Below are 17,055 nucleotides of genomic sequence, written 5' to 3' on the forward strand. Positions count from 1 at the left end.
TAACTATCCATAGATCTCTAAATTAGAGAGAAAATTCAGTCTAAATAACCAACTCAATCCGACTGAAACAAAACTGAGTCGAGTGCTTTAAGTTGAGGAGGGAAATCCATCCCTCCTCAAAGTCGACTAACCGTGATTATTCAACCACTAGGTCACCGAAGTAAGGCATTACCATTGGGTTAACGATGTCTGCCGCTTTCACGTTAGACTTCGCGCCCCATGCTTCACTTTGCCAGTGTAGCGGTACGAATGCTGCGTCGTTGTATAGTGTCGCTTCTACGCCCTTCAGCATTTCTGCACGTTTCGCAGGATCCGTCTCTACGTTCGCAGCTTCAACCACTTTGTCCATTTCTGGGTTTGAGTAGTAACCACAGTTGTACTGACCACGACCGGTTTCTTCGTTACGAGTCATAGTTAGGAACTCGTTGAAGTTCGCTGAGTCTTCTGTATCTGAGTGCCAACCGATCATCAGCATGTCTGCCGCACACTTGTCGAACTCAGGCCAGTACTGCGCTTTTGGCATGGTCTTCAGATCAACCTTGATACCGATCTTAGACAACATTGCCGCTGCCGCTTGTGCTACTTTCGCATCATTCACGTAACGGTTGTTTGGTGCGATCATCGTTAGCGTCAGGCCGTTTTCGTAACCCGCTTCTTTCATCAGTTCTTTCGCTTTCTTCAAATCGTAGCGAGGAACCAGTTTGTCATCGTGACCTACGTAACCAGCCGGGCTTTGCTGACCAGCGGCCGTTGCGAAGCCTTTCATGATTTTCTTCACGATACCTTCGTTATTGATTGCGTGAACAATCGCTTGGCGAACGCGAACGTCTTTCAATGCTTCGTTGCTGTTTTGGTTTAGTTGGAACGTGATGATACGAGTACCAGGTAGCGTAACTAGGTCGATGCCGTCAGCATCTTCAACGCGTTTGTGGTCGTTTGGCGCTACAGGGTGAATCATGTCAACACCGCCAGAAAGCAGCGCTGCTACACGAGTTGCGTCTTCTTTGATTGGCACAAGCGTTAGCTTATCAACGTTACCTTTCGACTCTTTGTCCCAGTAATCTTTAAAGCGTTCAAATTCCACTTTTACGCCCTGTTCACGAGAAGTCACAATGAATGGACCCGTGCCAGAAACGTTAGTCGATGCGAATGAATTACCGTGCTTCACTAGCTCAGACTTATCTTTGCCGTCCGCAGTTTTGCCAGTGTAGAACTTGCTGTCCATTGGGAAAATGTACGTTGCGGTTTGCAGCACTAGTGGGTAAGGACCTTTAGTTACAAGATCGAACGTGTTGTCGTCAACTTTGACGATTTTCTCGTACGGGTCGAAGATGTTTTTAAAGTCAGGAGAGCTTTGTAAACGCTGGAACGTCCACACGACGTCGTCAGCCGTTAGAGTATTGCCAGAATGGAATTTCACACCTTCACGCAGTTTGAAACGAACAGTCGTATCGTTAATACGTTCCCAGCTTTCCGCTAGGCGAGGCTCGAAATCCATTTTTTGAGTAAAGCGAACCAACGGATCAAATACCATGTGTGACATTTGCAGTGTGCCACCTGATAGCTGCTCATGTGGGTCAAGCGATACTGGGTCAGCTGCATAGCCAACTTTGATATCTGCTGCCATTGCGTTAAAGCTTAGGCCCGCAGCCATTAGCGCCACTGCTAATTTGCTTTTCATGGTTTTCATTTGCATAACTCCTTCATGCGGGGATACGGATCCCTTGTTGTTGTGTTTGCGTCTTTGTTATGACTAAAGGTTAGCCAAGCGAATTGCTTGGTTTATGCCGTTTCGATCTCTTCTCGCAAGCCAGTAAACTCCGGCATCAGAGAAATCAATTTTTTGCTGTATTCGTGTTGAGGTGCCGTGAATAACTGTTCTGTTGGTGCCACTTCTAAAAGTGTACCCATTTGCATCACACCTACTCGGTCACACATCTGACGAATAACAGGTAAATCGTGGCTGATAAACAACATAGTCAAGTTCAGCTCACTTTGCAGATCTTTCAGCAAGTTTAGAATTTGTGCCTGTACCGATACGTCCAGTGCTGAGGTCGGTTCATCACAAATCAAAAGTCGAGGACGAGTCGCCAACGCACGCGCAATAGAAATACGCTGACGCTGACCACCGGAGAATTCATGAGGGTACTTAAGCCCAGCCATTCGACCCAAACCAACATGATCCAATAGGTCATTCACGATTTGGCGAGTTTCCGACTCGTTTTTCGTCAATTTATGGAAACGGATTGGCTCAGCAATAATATCGAATACCTTCATACGAGGGTTCATTGAAGTATATGGGTTTTGGAACACCATCTGCATTTGACGACGCATCGGGCGGCGCTCTTTCTCAGAGGTTAAAGCGGTCAGGTCAATGCCCTCGAATTTCACCTGACCAGAGTTAGGTTGGTATAAACCAGCAATCACACGTGCAATGGTCGATTTACCTGAACCAGACTCGCCCACCAAACCAAAGGTTTCGCCTTCGTGCACTTCAAAGCTCACATTATTAGATGCTTGCACGTATTCTCGGCGGCTCTCGAACAAAGAGTCTTTGGTCACAAAGCGAAGATTGACGTTCTTCACGTCCAAAAGCGGGCCAGTGTACTCACGCTCATCTTGGCTTTGTCCTAACCAGTGGTTCTTGATATCGAGTGGCTCCATTTCCGCCGCTTCTTCGATATAGCTTACTAACGGGAAACGATCTAACTTTCTGTCTGAACGTGGTACCGCTGAAATTAGACTGCGAGTGTAAGAGTGATCAGGATCGCCCAATACTTTGGCTGTTGGTCCAAACTCCACCAAGTCACCACGATACATTACCGCCACGCGATCGGTGACGTTGGAGACGACACCCATATCGTGAGTAACTAACATACAGCCGACATTGTTCTTGATACACAGCTCGCGGATCAAGTTGAGGATTTGGTCTTGGATAGAAACGTCTAACGCCGTAGTTGGTTCGTCCGCGATGATGAGATCAGGCTCACCAGCCAAAGCAATGGCAATGACAACACGCTGACGCATACCACCAGAGAATTGGTGCGGGTACTGCTTTAAGCGGTTTTCTGGTTGAGGAATACCAACCTGCTGCATAAGAGAAAGCGCGCGCTGATACGCCTCTTCATCAGAGACCTTCATGTTGGCGTGGATCGTCTCTTTCAGCTGTTGCTCAACAGTAAAAAGTGGATTGAGCGAGGTCATCGGATCTTGGAAAATAAAACCTATTTTCGAGCCGCGAACCTTACGCATCGCTTCTGGTGATAGGCCAGAAATTTTTTCTCCATCCAAGAAAACATCGCCGCTAGCAACGCGACCTGGAGGGCTAAGCAAATCAATAACGGCGTTACCAACGGTGGATTTACCCGCACCTGATTCGCCAACAACACCCACGATTTCACCACGTTCAATATGAAAAGAAAGTGACTTCACGGCAGCGTGAACGCCGTGTCGGGATGGGTATTCAATACGAAGGTTTTTCACTTCTAATAGTGACATTTCAGACCTCTACTGCCTTGTCTGTGGTATCGAATCATGCCAAAGGCACCATTCATCACCTGAATGAATCCGTTCAAATTCAGAATAATACTCTGAAATCTTAATGCGGAAATAATTTGGCAAAAATCACACAAAAAAGCAACAATTAAAGTATATTCCGCCGAAAAAACATTAAATAAACGCACAATTAGCGAATAAAAATGCATTAACAAGTATTTAACCATTTTCATATCACACTATTTTTGTGCGTCATGCACCAATAAAACTAGAAAAATGCTCTAAAAGTAAACATGAGCTAAACAAGATCATTAACCATATTATTCATGTGTATTTATTAACATTTAACAAACAATATCATATGCAAAAAGTGTTTTTTCAACATAAAAAACTATTAATAAAATAGTCGGCAAATACAAAAAGCCAAACTTAGGAAGAGAAAGGATAGGTCAAAACGTGAACAAAACAGCAAAACCACACAAATCCTGCTCCAACGCAGAATATGCGCCACTTAAGCGGTTTATTGACTAAGCAAAGGAAAGTACCGCTATCCTCATTCGTACGTCATAAGAAAACTCGCCGGTTTTAACCCTTTACGACACAATTGAGAGTGGGATAATAGATGAACAGTGTCAAAGCCAAGCCGTAAATAAAAGGAGCCCCTGTGCTTAAAGCGATTTTTTTTGATATGGACGAGACTTTATGTGCAACGTCACAAGCCGATAAAGTTGCAGGACAAGCGTTTACAACTTGGATTCATAAGACCTATCCACAAGTTACCGAGCCAAAAGCGTTTTTGCAGCGCTACTTGCAGGGTGTATACAAAAAGCTGAATGCTGAGTTCCCTCACCTTGTGGCTCTGCTACCCGATGAAAATGCCTTCCGTTGTGGCCTGATCCAAAACATCTTGGCGGAGCAAGGCGTCAGCATCACTGCAAAAGAGGCTCAACAAGCTCAAGACTACTTTGACTCTGCACGTATGGGCGCGTTCACCTTCTTCCCTGGTGTAAAAGAAATGCTCAGCGACCTTCGTCAACATTACAAACTCGTCGTGATCACTAACGGTCCGATTTTTTCTCAACACCCTAAATTAAACGCGACACAAATGAGCAACTGGGTGGACCATATTATTGTGGGAGGAGAAGAGCCAGAAGAGAAACCTGCTACAAGTATTTTCCAAAAAGCGCTCGACTTGGTCGAAGTAAAACCAGAAGAGGCTCTACACGTGGGCGACTCTTTACCTGCTGACATTGCTGGCGCTAACAATATGGGCATTTTGAGTGTGTGGGTGAATGCGACAGGCGCAAGCAACTCAACGGATATAACGCCAAGTTTTGAAATCCAAGAAACGGTAGACCTGAAAGAAATCCTTAAAACACTCGCCCAATAAAAGCAGCGGATTAGAAAACTACAAAACCCCAGACACTGCTCTGGGGTTTATTTTGTCAGCTCGAAAAGCATTTGGATCATAGGTGGTCAAAAGCCCCTAGAGCTGTACACTTTTGGGAAAAATTGAAATGGAATGCCGATTCTTTTCAGGAGATATGCAAAAAAGCCCCAGTCTTTCGACTGAGGCTCTAAATAGCGGTCGGTGAAGAGCCGAATTCTAACTTCAGGCGAACCCCACTTGGGTTCAAATCCATTGATACATTACCGACTAATACAGTCCAAGCGAGATCATAAACTCTAAAACGACGAAAGCCTGCTAAAAAGCAGGCTTTCTAATAGTGGTCGGTGAAGAGGGATTCGAACCCCCGACCCTCTGGTCCCAAACCAGATGCGCTACCAAGCTGCGCTATTCACCGAACTGTATTTGCTGATTTTCTCAAATCAGACAGGACACTTCAACTAAGAAGTCACCTTAATTAATGGGGTGGCTAACGAGATTCGAACTCGCGACCACCGGAATCACAATCCAGGGCTCTACCAACTGAGCTATAGCCACCATCAATTTTTGCTGTTTACCGCTCTATTAGAGCCATAAACTAAATAGTGGTCGGTGAAGAGGGATTCGAACCCCCGACCCTCTGGTCCCAAACCAGATGCGCTACCAAGCTGCGCTATTCACCGACGATGTTTTATCTTGATTGAATCAAGATTGGGAGCAATGCTACCGCATTCAATCTAAAAAAGAAAGAATGGGGTGGCTAACGAGACTTGAACTCGCGACAACCGGAATCACAATCCGGGGCTCTACCAACTGAGCTATAGCCACCACTGATTTTTACCGATGTATCCTCCGAGGCAATGGTACGCCCGAAAGGATTCGAACCTTCGACCTTTGGCTCCGGAGGCCAACGCTCTATCCAACTGAGCTACGGGCGCATGCCCTATCGGCGGAGTGGAATAATACGGATATCACACTATGCCGTCTAGTACTTTTTTTACTTTTTTTATCGTTTGGTCTCTTTTTCGACAGTTATCTTCCGTTAAAGTGGATTTTTGATGTGATTCACGCCCTGTCATGGATAACTTGTTGTTTATTGCAACAAGTTATCGGGATATAATCACCCATTATTTACATTGATTTAACAGCTGCAACCAAGTTGTCTAATCATTCTATGCCATTCAGTGGAATTTAATGATTTCTCTGCTCGGCATTAATACTCTAACTATATAAATAGGTAAGTCACTTACCTCGGGAATGTGAAGTGGGTTTAATGGATATGTCTCGACAAATGATTAGCGTTTTGTTCGCTGCCTTAACGTTTTCTACGGCAGCTTTAGCTTCTGACATCAGCCAAACTGAATACGATGCGATCGCAGAACGCATCCAACCTGTCGGTGATGTTTATCTAGCGGGTTCTGAGCCAGTGAAAGAAGAGCCAACCGGTCCACGTGATGGCGCCACAGTTTATGGTACTTTTTGTATTGCTTGTCACGCATCTGGTGTAAACGGCGCACCTAAAACAGGTAATGCCGATGATTGGGCACCACGTATTGCACAAGGCAAAGATACGTTAGTGAAGCACGCATTAGAAGGCTTCAATGCGATGCCAGCCAAAGGAACCTGTATGGACTGTTCTGACGATGAAATCATCGCAGCAATTGACCACATGATTGAAGGTCTATAAGTAAAGACATCAACGAAAAAGGCTTGCCAGTTGGCAAGCCTTTTTGTTTTTAGTCAGTGAGAACAGGGTTACTTTACTTCTTAAACATTGCTCGAATATTGGCAATGTGTGCTTGACCTTTCGCCATACGCTCTTCTGCTGATACTGGCTTTTTGTTTACTTCCCATTCAACGTCATCAAATGGCAACTCATCCAAAAAGCGGCTTTGAGTCGGTTTGATCAACTCGCCGAACTGCCGACGCTCTTTGCACATAGTGAAAGTCAGTTCACGTTGCGCGCGAGTAATACCAACGTACATCAGGCGACGCTCTTCTTCCACGTTATCTTCATCAATACTGGTTTGGTGCGGTAAAATACCTTCTTCGGACCCAATTAAGTATACATATGGGAACTCAAGGCCTTTTGATGCGTGCAAGGTCATCAGTTGTACTGCATCACTGTCTTCATCTTCTTCACCGCGCTCCATCATGTCACGCAAGGTCAAACGTTGAACGACTTCTTTTAACGTTTTCTCTTCTTGATCGTAGTTGTCACCCTCTAGGTCCGCCACTATCCATGAATAAAGATCAGAAACGTTCTTCATTCGCATTTCAGCGGCTTTCGGACTTGCTGAAGTTTCGTATAGCCAATCTTCATAATGGATATCACGAACTAGCGAACGAACCGCTTCGACGGTATCACCACGCTCAGCTTGATCAGCAATCGCCACTAGCCATTGGGTGAAACGACGCAGGTTTTCTAGGCCACGTCCCGTTAGGTGCTGTTCGAGCCCCATTTCAAAGCTCGACTCAAACAGGCTCTTCCCTCGCATATTGGCATAACTGCCTAACTTCTCTAACGTTACTGGGCCAATTTCACGTCGTGGAGTATTCACAATGCGCAAAAATGCATTGTCGTCATCCGGATTAACCAAAACGCGCAAATACGCCATGATGTCTTTAATCTCTGCGCGCGCAAAAAACGAGGTGCCGCCAGAAATTTTATACGGTACACGGTTTTGCATCAGAGACTTTTCAATCAAACGTGATTGGTGGTTACCACGGTATAGAATCGCATAATCTTTATATTCGGTACGGTTTAGGAACTTATGCGCAATTAGTTCACCCGTTACGCGCTCTGCTTCATGCTCTTCATTTTTAGCCAACAACACTTTGAGTTTTTCACCGTCAGGAATTTCAGAGAACAAGGACTTCTCATAGACGTGAGGGTTGTTAGCTATCAAAATGTTGGCCGCACGCAGGATTCGACTCGTTGAACGGTAGTTTTGCTCTAGCTTAATCAAACGCAAATTTGGATAATCTTCACCCAGCAACACGAGGTTCTGAGGTTTCGCACCACGCCATGAATAAATAGACTGATCGTCATCCCCTACAACCGTCAATCGCCCACGTTCTCCGACAATTAATTTGACCAGCTCATACTGACTCGTGTTGGTATCTTGATACTCGTCAACCAGTAGGTAACGGATACGATTCTGCCAACGCTGACGAACATCTTCATGATTACGTAAGAGTAAAACGGGCATCAAAATTAGGTCATCAAAATCGAGCGCGTTATAGGCTTTCATTTGCTTTTGGTACATATCAAAACAGAACGCAAACAATTGTTGCTGTTCACCTTGCGCACGCGCTTTGGCTTGCTCTGGCGTCAACATGTCGTTTTTCCAGTTGGAAATACAACTCAGAAGCTGACGTAGCAGATCTTTATCACCATCAAGCTGCTTTTCGGTAAGTTCTTTGAGCAGCGCTAGCTGGTCTTGGTCATCAAACAGTGAGAAGCCCGATTTCAACCCTAAATGCTTGTACTCACGCTTGATGATGTTCAATCCTAAAGTGTGGAATGTTGATACCATCAAACCTTTAGACTCACCTTTCCCTAACGTTTGACCTACACGCTCCTTCATTTCACGTGCTGCTTTGTTGGTAAACGTCACCGCAGCAATGTTACGCGCTTTGTAACCACATTGCTGAACCAGATAAGCGATTTTATTGGTAATAACACGAGTTTTGCCCGAGCCAGCACCAGCTAGCACTAGGCATGGACCAGACACGTATTTCACGGCTTCATCTTGACTAGGGTTCAGCTTCATAGAAATTCTCTGCGGGTGATGAATGTGGCGCCTATGATAAAGGGGTGGCCTCGTGAAAGCTATGCTGATTTCTTGTAATTTTCACACCAATTAAGTGCAATATTCTGTTGCATAAATGGCGGGTATTTAAGCTATAATGAATGAACGTTCATTCACTAAAGGGTGACATTATGAAGGATAACCCTGCTGTAGATAAACGAGAACAAATCTTAGTCGCTGCTGAACAACTCATTGCTGAATCTGGCTTTCAAGGGCTTTCCATGCAAAAGCTCGCCAATGAGGCAGGTGTCGCAGCAGGGACGATTTACCGTTATTTCTCAGATAAAGAACATCTTTTAGAGGAACTACGCCTTAACGTTGCTAAGCGTGTTGCTACTGCGGTGCAACTAGGTGTTAGTGAAGAGATGCCTTTAAAACAGCGTTATCGAACCATGTGGCTCAATATTTGGAATCTAGCGAGCTCGAACTTAAGTGCGATCAGCAACCGGGTCCAATATGAATCTTTACCCTGTTCAAATAGTAGCAAAGCTCGGGAACTTGAGAGACAAATGTTTGCCCAAGTAGATCTTCTTTTTAATCAGGGTAAAGACGAGGGAGTATTCAAGCTTCTCGATAACGAAGTACTTTCTGGATTAAGTTTTGAGGCAAGTGTTGCACTTGCTCGGAAACACGCTTTGGGATTTTATCAACTGGATAAGACGGCATTAGAGGCCGCTATTGAAGCCAGTTGGGATGCAATTATTAAACACTAACTTGGAGTTCTTAATAGAATGAAAAAGTGGACTTTCTTTATGTTACTTATCGCCGTTCTCTTGTTCGGCAGCGTGATAGGTTTCAATTTATTTAAGCAACAAAAGATCGCTGAATACATGGCAAACCGTCCTGAACCTGAGTTCCCAGTAACCGTGACAGAAGTGCAAGCGGTGGATTGGGTACCAGTCATCGAAGCAATTGGTTTTATCGAGCCAAACCAAGGCGTGACGGTAGCAAATGAGACCAGCGGTGTTATCGATAAAATCGCGTTTGATTCCGGTACTCAAGTTAAATCGGGTCAGCCATTAGTGTTGCTTGATTCTGAAGTCGAAAAAGCAAATTTGAAGAGCTCGCAAGCTAAGTTGCCAGCGGCAGAAGCGAAATACAAACGCTACCAAGGGCTATTCAAAAAAGGCTCTATTTCTAAAGAAGCGTATGACGAAGCAGAAGCAAACTACTTCTCCTTAAAAGCGGATATTGAAAGCCTGAAAGCGACCATCGACCGACGCGAAATCAAAGCGCCATTTGATGGTGTGGTAGGTATTCGTAACGTGTACCTCGGTCAGTACCTACAGGCGGGCACCGACATTGTTCGCCTTGAAGATACCAGCGTGATGCGCTTGCGCTTCACCGTGCCACAAACCGATATTTCACGTATCAATATCGATCAAGAAGTGGATATCTTTGTTGACGCTTATCCAGACCAACCTTTCAAAGGGTCTATTTCTGCGATTGAACCAGCTGTAAACGTACAAAGTGGTTTGATTCAAGTTCAAGCGGATATCCCTAACAGTGACGGCAAACTGCGTAGTGGTATGTTCGCGCGTGCAAACATCATTCTGCCTAAATTAGAAAATCAGGTCACTCTACCTCAAACCGCGATCACATTTACGCTGTATGGCGACAATGTTTACATCGTAACAGAAGAAGATGGCGAAAAACGCGTTAAGCAGCATGTGGTAAAAGTTGGCGAACGCTCTAAAGATATCGCACACATTCTAGAAGGCGTGAAGCCAGGTGATGTAGTGGTGACATCGGGTCAAGTCCGTTTGAGTAACCATGCGAAAGTAAGCATTGTCGAAAGCGATGCAACTACCCCACCTGCTGAAACACCAATGCTTTAAGTTGGAGGCATCATGCGCTTTACAGATGTTTTTATAAAACGTCCAGTTTTAGCGGTATCGATCAGCTTTTTGATTGCATTGCTTGGTTTGCAAGCGGTGTTCAAAATGCAGGTTCGTGAATACCCTGAAATGACGAATACGGTGGTCACCGTGACCACCAGTTACTACGGTGCAAGTGCCAACTTGATCCAAGGCTTTATTACTCAGCCATTGGAGCAAGCGGTAGCGCAAGCCGATAATATTGATTACATGACTTCGCAATCGGTACTGGGTAAATCGACCATTACTGTCAACATGAAGTTGAATACTGACCCAAATGCGGCGTTGTCTGACATTCTGGCGAAAACCAACTCGGTACGTTCACAGCTACCAAAAGAAGCCGAAGACCCAACCGTAACCATGTCGACAGGTTCGACAACGGCGGTACTGTACATCGGCTTTACGAGTGACGAGTTATCTTCAAGCCAGATCACTGACTACCTTGAGCGTGTAATCAACCCGCAGTTGTTCACCGTAAACGGTGTGTCCAAAGTTGACCTGTATGGTGGTATGAAGTACGCACTGCGCGTATGGCTAGATCCTGCCAAAATGGGCGCTTTGAAGTTGACCGCAACCGATGTGATGAGCGTTCTTAACGCCAACAACTACCAATCTGCAACCGGTCAAGCGACGGGTGAGTTCGTGCTTTATAACGGTAGCGCAGATACTCAGGTATCAAACGTTGCTGAACTTGAAGCATTGGTCGTGAAAACTGGTGAAGGGGATGTCATCCGCCTAGGTGATATCGCTAAAGTAACGCTAGAGAAGAGTCACGACGTTTATCGCGCAAGTGCAAACGGTCAAGAAGCTGTGGTTGCAGCGATCAACGCAGCGCCAAGTGCTAACCCAATCAACATTGCAGCAGACGTACTTGAACTGTTGCCTCAGCTTGAGCGCAACCTACCAAGTAACATCAAAATGAACGTAATGTACGACTCAACTATCGCCATCAACGAATCGATTCACGAAGTAGTGAAAACGATTCTTGAAGCAGCAGTAATCGTACTTGTGGTTATCACACTGTTCCTGGGCTCATTCCGCGCGGTAATCATTCCTATCGTGACCATTCCACTTTCATTGATTGGTGTGGCAATGGTGATGCAGGCAATGGGGTTCTCTTGGAACTTGATGACGCTACTGGCGATGGTGCTTGCCATCGGTCTGGTGGTGGATGACGCGATCGTTGTACTAGAAAACGTTGACCGTCACATCAAAGAAGGGGAATCGCCATTCCGAGCTGCAATTATTGGTACGCGTGAAATTGCGGTTCCAGTTATCGCGATGACATTGACGCTAGGTGCAGTGTACGCGCCGATCGCATTGATGGGTGGTATCACCGGTTCATTGTTCAAAGAGTTCGCTTTGACACTGGCAGGTTCAGTATTCGTATCCGGCATCATCGCTTTGACACTATCACCAATGATGTGTTCGAAGATGCTGAAGGCGAACGAGAAGCCAAGCAAGTTTGAGCAAAAAGTTCACCATATCCTTGATGGCATGACCACTCGTTACGAAGGCATGTTGAAAGCGGTAATGGCTCATCGTCCGGTTGTTATTGCGTTTGCAATCATTGTATTTGCAAGCTTACCGGTCTTGTTCAAGTTTATTCCTAGCGAACTAGCACCATCTGAAGATAAAGGTGTGGTCATGCTGATGGGTACTGCCCCATCAAACGCGAACTTGGACTATATCCAAAATACCATGGATGACGTAAACCAAATACTCTCAGATCAACCGGAGGTGGAATACGCACAGGTCTTTAATGGTGTACCAAACTCAAACCAAGCGTTTGGCCTAGCAACATTGAAGCCTTGGAGTGAACGAGAGGCAAGCCAATCTGAAATCACGAAACGTGTGGGTGGCCTAGTATCAAGTGTGCCTGGTATGTCTGTCACTGCATTCCAAATGCCAGAGCTTCCAGGTGCAGGCTCAGGTCTACCTGTTCAGTTTGTAATTACAACACCAAATAGCTTCGAGAGCTTGTTTACTATCGCTAGCGATATTCTAACCGATGTTGCAAGTAGCCCAATGTTTGTCTATTCCGACCTGGATTTGAACTACGATTCAGCAACGATGAAGATCAAGATCGATAAAGACAAAGCGGGTGCCTACGGTGTGACTATGCAAGACATTGGCATCACTCTCAGCACCATGATGGCAGATGGTTATGTAAACCGAATCGACCTGAATGGTCGCTCGTATGAGGTGATACCTCAAGTTGAGCGTAAATGGCGTCTAAACCCAGAATCGATGAAGAACTACTATGTACGCTCTGTGGATGGTAAAGCGGTTCCATTAGGCAGTCTGATTACAATCGATGTGGTGGCTGAGCCTCGCTCTTTGCCACACTTCAACCAGCTAAACTCAGCGACTGTGGGTGCAGTACCATCACCTAGTGTTGCTATGGGTGACGCAATCGACTGGTTTGAAAATATTGCACAAACCAAACTGCCTGCAGGATATAACCACGATTACATGGGCGAATCTCGTCAGTTTGTAACGGAAGGTAGTGCCTTGTATGCAACCTTCGGTCTTGCACTTGCGATCATCTTCCTCGTTCTGGCGATTCAATTTGAATCACTCCGCGATCCTATTGTCATCATGGTATCTGTTCCTCTGGCAATATGTGGTGCCTTGATCGCATTGGCCTGGGGTACGGCCTCGATGAACATCTACTCGCAGGTTGGTTTGATAACGCTGGTCGGCCTAATAACCAAGCACGGTATCTTGATCTGTGAAGTCGCCAAAGAAGAGCAGTTACATAATAAACTGTCTCGTATTGATGCGGTGATGGAAGCTGCGAAAGTGCGTCTTCGCCCTATCCTAATGACCACTGCAGCGATGATCGCAGGTCTGATCCCGCTGATGTACGCAACAGGTGCAGGTGCCGCGCAACGTTTCAGTATCGGTATCGTCATCGTTGCTGGCCTTGCAATCGGTACACTGTTCACACTATTCGTACTACCTGTGATTTACAGCTACCTAGCTGAAAAACACAAACCTCTGCCAGTATTTGTTGAAGACAAAGACTTGGAGAAGTTAGCGCGAGTTGACGAAGCGAAAGCAGCTCATCGTGAATTAGCGGATAACAGATAAGCTATTAAGGCATTCAAAAAGGTCACTTCGGTGGCCTTTTTTATTGCCGCTCTCTTTTTTGCCATCTAAGTGGCGACTTTCACGTATCATTTACTTAAAATGAGGACAAATCAAAAGGAGTTTTAGCCACTATGTTTGACCCAAAGAAATTAGAGCAAATTGCTAAACAGATTCACGACTCAATGCCTCAACCTGTAAAAGAATTGGGCTCTGATGTCGATCAGAAAGTTCGTCAAGTAATCCAAGGCCAGCTAAACAAGCTAGATGTTGTAAGTCGCGAAGAGTTTGATGTTCAAACTCAAGTTTTACTACGTACACGTCAAAAGCTAACAGAAATGGAACAGAAGTTGGCGCAACTTGAAGAAAAGCTTGCTGAAAAATAAGTATCAAAGCGCTCCTCACAAAGGAGCGTTTTTCTTATCGGCGCGCAGATAAATCGGCTAAAAACAAAAAGGCTTGGTCAACGGCGACCAAGCCTTTTGATTAGATGTTGTGTTTTATTTTGTATTTATCACTCCAGTCTGCCTGGAGTTTATCTACTGCGTTACTTGAGACTAAGTAAATTACGCTGTATTAAGGTTTCATTTCTAGGAGAAGGCGCGGACTTTACGATAGTAAACGAGCACCTTCGACACCGAAATGGAGTCATTTAGCCGCCCACCGCGATACGCTTCATATCAGTCATGTAACCACGTAGCTCTTCACCGATGTACTCTACAGGGTGGTTACGGATTGTTTCATTCACAGCGATAAGAGTCGCGTTATCCACTTGGTTAGACGTTTCACCTAAACCTTTACCAATTACGTCAGTATTTACGGCTGGCATAAACTTCTCACGTAGAAGCGGCGTTGCTACGTTAGCGAACAGGTAGTTACCGTATTCCGCAGTGTCTGAGATAACCACGTTCATCTCGTATAAACGCTTACGTGCGATAGTGTTTGCGATAAGTGGCAGCTCGTGTAGAGACTCGTAGTAAGCAGACTCATCGATGATGCCAGATGCCGTCATCGCTTCGAATGCTAGCTCAACACCCGCACGAACCATAGCAACCATCAAGATACCGTTATCGAAGTACTCTTGCTCAGAGATTTCTACGTCAGTTTCTGGGTAGTTTTCGAAAGCAGTTTCACCTGTTTCTGCACGCCAGCCTAGTAGATTTGCATCGTCGTTTGCCCAGTCAGCCATCATAGTGCTAGAGAAGTGACCGGTGATGATGTCATCCATGTGCTTGTTGTATAGCGGACGCATCAGTTCTTTTAGCTCTTCAGAAAGCTCAAATGCTTTCACTTTTGCAGGGTTAGTTAGGCGATCCATCATGTGAGTGATACCACCAAACTTCAGTGCTTCAGTGATGGTTTCCCAACCGTATTGAAGAAGCTTACCAGCGTAGCCAGGATCGATACCATCAGCAATCATCTTCTCGTAACATACGATAGAGCCAGCCTGTAGCATGCCACAAAGGATAGTTTGCTCACCCATTAGGTCAGATTTCACCTCAGCAACAAAAGAAGACTCTAGACAGCCTGCACGGTGACCACCTGTTGCTGCAGCCCAAGCTTTCGCGATATCCCAACCTTCACCTTTTGGGTCGTTCTCTGGGTGAACAGCGATAAGAGTCGGTACACCGAAACCGCGCTTGTATTCTTCACGAACTTCCGTACCTGGACATTTAGGTGCAACCATTACTACCGTTAGGTCTTTACGGATTTGCATGCCTTCTTCAACAACGTTGAAACCGTGAGAGTAACCTAGTGCTGCGCCTTCTTTCATTAACGGCATTACCGTCTCAACAACGTTTGTGTGCTGCTTATCTGGAGTAAGGTTTACTACTAGATCAGCTTGTGGAATTAGCGTTTCGTAGCTACCTACCTCAAAACCGTTGTCTTTTGCGTTTTTGAATGACTGGCGTTGCTCATCAATCGCGGCTTGGCGAAGCGCATAAGCAACGTCTAGACCAGAGTCGCGCATGTTCAGACCTTGGTTAAGACCTTGAGCACCACAACCTACAATGACCACTTTCTTACCTTTCAGATAATCCGCTTCTGAAGCGAACTCACTGCGGTCCATAAAACGACAACGACCTAATTGGTCCAACTGCTCGCGCAAGTTTAGGGTATTGAAATAATTAGCCATCTGGGTGCTCCTTTGAGATTCTTCCATTGAGGTCAGTAATTGCCTTACCGAATAACTTCATACTAAAACAGACATGAGATTGCTTAAAGTGATATATTCACAATTAGTTATTGCAATTTATGCAACATGGAAATGAAAATTTAATGAATATCAAAAGCCTGCAACTTTTCATTCATCTCTGTGAGAGTAAAAGTTTCGCCAAGACCGCAGCGGCAATGCATATTAGCCCTTCAGCCTTAAGCCGACAGATACAAAAATTAGAGGAGGAAACCAGCCAACAATTGTTTTTACGCGACAACCGTAGCGTTGATTTAACTATCCAAGGTAAAAAGCTAGTCCCAGTTGCCTTAAAGATTCTTGGCGAATGGCAGCAGTATCAGAGTCACCTGAAGGGAACCGAGGATGAATTGAAAGGAGAAATCCGTCTCTTTTGTTCTGTTACTGCAAGCTACAGCCATCTTCCGGAGCTAATCTCTGACTTTCGTATTCAGAACCCTTTCATTGAGTTCAAACTATCAACCGGCGATCCAGCTCAAGCGATCGACAAAATACTAGCAGATGAAGCCGATATTGCCATATCAGCCAAGTCAGAACAGATGCCAAATAAAATCGCATTTGAAACGATCAGTGAAATCCCACTTTCTGTCATCGTACCTGTTGGGGTTAGTGCGTTTGCTGAAGAGCTACAAAAAGAAAAACCAGACTGGTCGGTCATTCCATTCATACTCCCAGAAGCAGGAACGGCAAGGGACAGGGCCAATACTTGGCTCAAACAAATGAAAATAAAGCCAAAGATCTACGCACAAACCTCCGGACATGAAGCCATCGTAAGTATGGTTGCATTGGGGTGTGGAGTAGGTATCGCACCTGATGTTGTAATCAACAACAGTCCGGTAAGAGAAAAGATAAATCGTTTAAAAGTCTTACCAATTAAACCTTTTAAACTTGGTGTTTGCTGCAACAAAACTCAGCTGGAGAATCCGCTTGTTAAAGCCTTTTGGAAGGTTGCAGAGAGCAAGTATATCGCACCTTAGATGAACACTTTTTAGGTATAAAGTGGGCTAATTTTAAAACTCTATAGATGCAAAAAAGCCCGCTCTTTCGAGCGGGCTTCTTAAATTTAAAGCCTGGCGATGTCCTACTCTCACATGGGGAAGCCCCACACTACCATCGGCGCTATTTCGTTTCACTTCTGAGTTCGGCATGGAAATCAGGTGGGTCCAAAACGCTATGGTCGCCAAGCAAATTCTT

The 17,055-nt window shown here is 45.2% G+C and carries 11 protein-coding genes, 5 tRNA genes and 1 rRNA gene; 7 read left to right on the forward strand and 10 right to left on the reverse strand.

Annotated features, from left to right (window positions below; genetic code table 11):
- Nucleotides 1-136: 136 nt before the first annotated feature.
- Both R7035_RS08570 and R7035_RS08575 read right to left on the reverse strand, forming a co-directional pair.
- Entirely contained in the window at nt 137-1,690 is a 1,554-nt protein-coding gene (locus R7035_RS08570; protein ID WP_005379109.1) for an ABC transporter substrate-binding protein, read from the reverse strand.
- Nucleotides 1,691-1,782: 92 nt separating this feature from the next.
- Entirely contained in the window at nt 1,783-3,498 is a 1,716-nt protein-coding gene (locus R7035_RS08575; protein ID WP_005379108.1) for a dipeptide ABC transporter ATP-binding protein, read from the reverse strand.
- A gap of 661 nt (nt 3,499-4,159) precedes the next feature.
- Here R7035_RS08575 and R7035_RS08580 point away from each other — a divergent pair.
- On the forward strand, nt 4,160-4,885 hold the full coding sequence (locus tag R7035_RS08580; RefSeq protein WP_130544890.1) for an HAD family hydrolase: 726 nt from the start codon (nt 4,160-4,162) through the stop codon (nt 4,883-4,885).
- Between the two features lie 338 nt (nt 4,886-5,223).
- On the opposite strand, the gene R7035_RS08585 is transcribed toward R7035_RS08580, so the two are convergent.
- The 5 genes from R7035_RS08585 to R7035_RS08605 form a co-directional block, all read right to left on the reverse strand.
- Nucleotides 5,224-5,300, reverse strand: a tRNA-Pro gene (locus tag R7035_RS08585).
- A 64-nt stretch (nt 5,301-5,364) separates the two neighbouring features.
- Nucleotides 5,365-5,440 (reverse strand) — tRNA-His (locus tag R7035_RS08590).
- Between the two features lie 48 nt (nt 5,441-5,488).
- Nucleotides 5,489-5,565, reverse strand: a tRNA-Pro gene (locus R7035_RS08595).
- 69 nt (nt 5,566-5,634) lie between these two features.
- Nucleotides 5,635-5,710: transfer RNA gene (locus tag R7035_RS08600), tRNA-His, on the reverse strand.
- 33 nt (nt 5,711-5,743) lie between these two features.
- A tRNA-Arg gene (locus tag R7035_RS08605) sits at nt 5,744-5,820 on the reverse strand.
- 335 nt (nt 5,821-6,155) lie between these two features.
- Here R7035_RS08605 and R7035_RS08610 point away from each other — a divergent pair.
- Nucleotides 6,156-6,569, forward strand: coding sequence for a c-type cytochrome (locus tag R7035_RS08610; RefSeq protein WP_005384252.1), 414 nt, complete (start codon nt 6,156-6,158; stop codon nt 6,567-6,569).
- Nucleotides 6,570-6,642: 73 nt separating this feature from the next.
- Here the strand turns inward: R7035_RS08610 and rep are convergent, their stop codons facing one another.
- The gene (rep, locus tag R7035_RS08615; protein ID WP_318146095.1) at nt 6,643-8,658 is read right to left on the reverse strand and encodes a DNA helicase Rep; all 2,016 of its coding nucleotides are present in this window, start codon (nt 8,656-8,658) and stop codon (nt 6,643-6,645) included.
- Nucleotides 8,659-8,828: 170 nt separating this feature from the next.
- Here rep and R7035_RS08620 point away from each other — a divergent pair, with 170 nt between their 5' ends.
- The 4 genes from R7035_RS08620 (at nt 8,829) to ubiK (ending at nt 14,053) form a co-directional block, all read left to right on the forward strand.
- On the forward strand, nt 8,829-9,410 hold the full coding sequence (locus R7035_RS08620; RefSeq protein ID WP_005384254.1) for a TetR/AcrR family transcriptional regulator: 582 nt from the start codon (nt 8,829-8,831) through the stop codon (nt 9,408-9,410).
- 18 nt (nt 9,411-9,428) lie between these two features.
- Entirely contained in the window at nt 9,429-10,535 is a 1,107-nt protein-coding gene (gene vmeC, locus R7035_RS08625; protein ID WP_005379101.1) for a multidrug efflux RND transporter periplasmic adaptor subunit VmeC, read from the forward strand.
- A 12-nt stretch (nt 10,536-10,547) separates the two neighbouring features.
- Nucleotides 10,548-13,670 (forward strand): multidrug efflux RND transporter permease subunit VmeD, encoded by a 3,123-nt coding sequence (vmeD, locus tag R7035_RS08630; protein ID WP_005379100.1) that lies wholly within the window; start codon nt 10,548-10,550, stop codon nt 13,668-13,670.
- A 131-nt stretch (nt 13,671-13,801) separates the two neighbouring features.
- Entirely contained in the window at nt 13,802-14,053 is a 252-nt protein-coding gene (gene ubiK / locus R7035_RS08635) for a ubiquinone biosynthesis accessory factor UbiK (RefSeq protein WP_005379099.1), read from the forward strand.
- Nucleotides 14,054-14,319: 266 nt separating this feature from the next.
- On the opposite strand, the gene ilvC is transcribed toward ubiK, so the two are convergent.
- Nucleotides 14,320-15,804: a ketol-acid reductoisomerase gene (gene ilvC, locus R7035_RS08640; RefSeq protein ID WP_005379098.1), complete on the reverse strand. Its 1,485-nt coding sequence runs from the start codon at nt 15,802-15,804 to the stop codon at nt 14,320-14,322.
- A gap of 143 nt (nt 15,805-15,947) precedes the next feature.
- Here ilvC and ilvY point away from each other — a divergent pair, with 143 nt between their 5' ends.
- Complete coding sequence (ilvY, locus tag R7035_RS08645; RefSeq protein ID WP_005379097.1) at nt 15,948-16,838, forward strand: HTH-type transcriptional activator IlvY; 891 nt, start codon at nt 15,948-15,950, stop codon at nt 16,836-16,838.
- Nucleotides 16,839-16,929: 91 nt separating this feature from the next.
- Here ilvY and rrf read toward each other — a convergent pair.
- Nucleotides 16,930-17,046, reverse strand: a 5S ribosomal RNA gene (rrf, locus tag R7035_RS08650).
- Nucleotides 17,047-17,055 lie beyond the last annotated feature (9 nt).

This window comes from Vibrio sp. 1731, from assembly GCF_033339955.1.
GTDB lineage: Bacteria > Pseudomonadota > Gammaproteobacteria > Enterobacterales > Vibrionaceae > Vibrio > Vibrio alginolyticus.

Excerpts from the sequence above, each read along its gene's own strand:
- R7035_RS08610 (WP_005384252.1), top strand. The coding sequence starts at position 6,156 with ATGGATATGTCTCGACAAATGATTAGCGTTTTGTTCGCTGCCTTAACG.
- ubiK (WP_005379099.1), top strand. The coding sequence starts at position 13,802 with ATGTTTGACCCAAAGAAATTAGAGCAAATTGCTAAACAGATTCACGAC.
- R7035_RS08575 (WP_005379108.1), bottom strand. The coding sequence starts at position 3,498 with ATGTCACTATTAGAAGTGAAAAACCTTCGTATTGAATACCCATCCCGA.
- ilvY (WP_005379097.1), top strand. The coding sequence starts at position 15,948 with ATGAATATCAAAAGCCTGCAACTTTTCATTCATCTCTGTGAGAGTAAA.
- vmeC (WP_005379101.1), top strand. The coding sequence starts at position 9,429 with ATGAAAAAGTGGACTTTCTTTATGTTACTTATCGCCGTTCTCTTGTTC.
- R7035_RS08570 (WP_005379109.1), bottom strand. The coding sequence starts at position 1,690 with ATGAAAACCATGAAAAGCAAATTAGCAGTGGCGCTAATGGCTGCGGGC.
- R7035_RS08620 (WP_005384254.1), top strand. The coding sequence starts at position 8,829 with ATGAAGGATAACCCTGCTGTAGATAAACGAGAACAAATCTTAGTCGCT.
- ilvC (WP_005379098.1), bottom strand. The coding sequence starts at position 15,804 with ATGGCTAATTATTTCAATACCCTAAACTTGCGCGAGCAGTTGGACCAA.
- vmeD (WP_005379100.1), top strand. The coding sequence starts at position 10,548 with ATGCGCTTTACAGATGTTTTTATAAAACGTCCAGTTTTAGCGGTATCG.
- rep (WP_318146095.1), bottom strand. The coding sequence starts at position 8,658 with ATGAAGCTGAACCCTAGTCAAGATGAAGCCGTGAAATACGTGTCTGGT.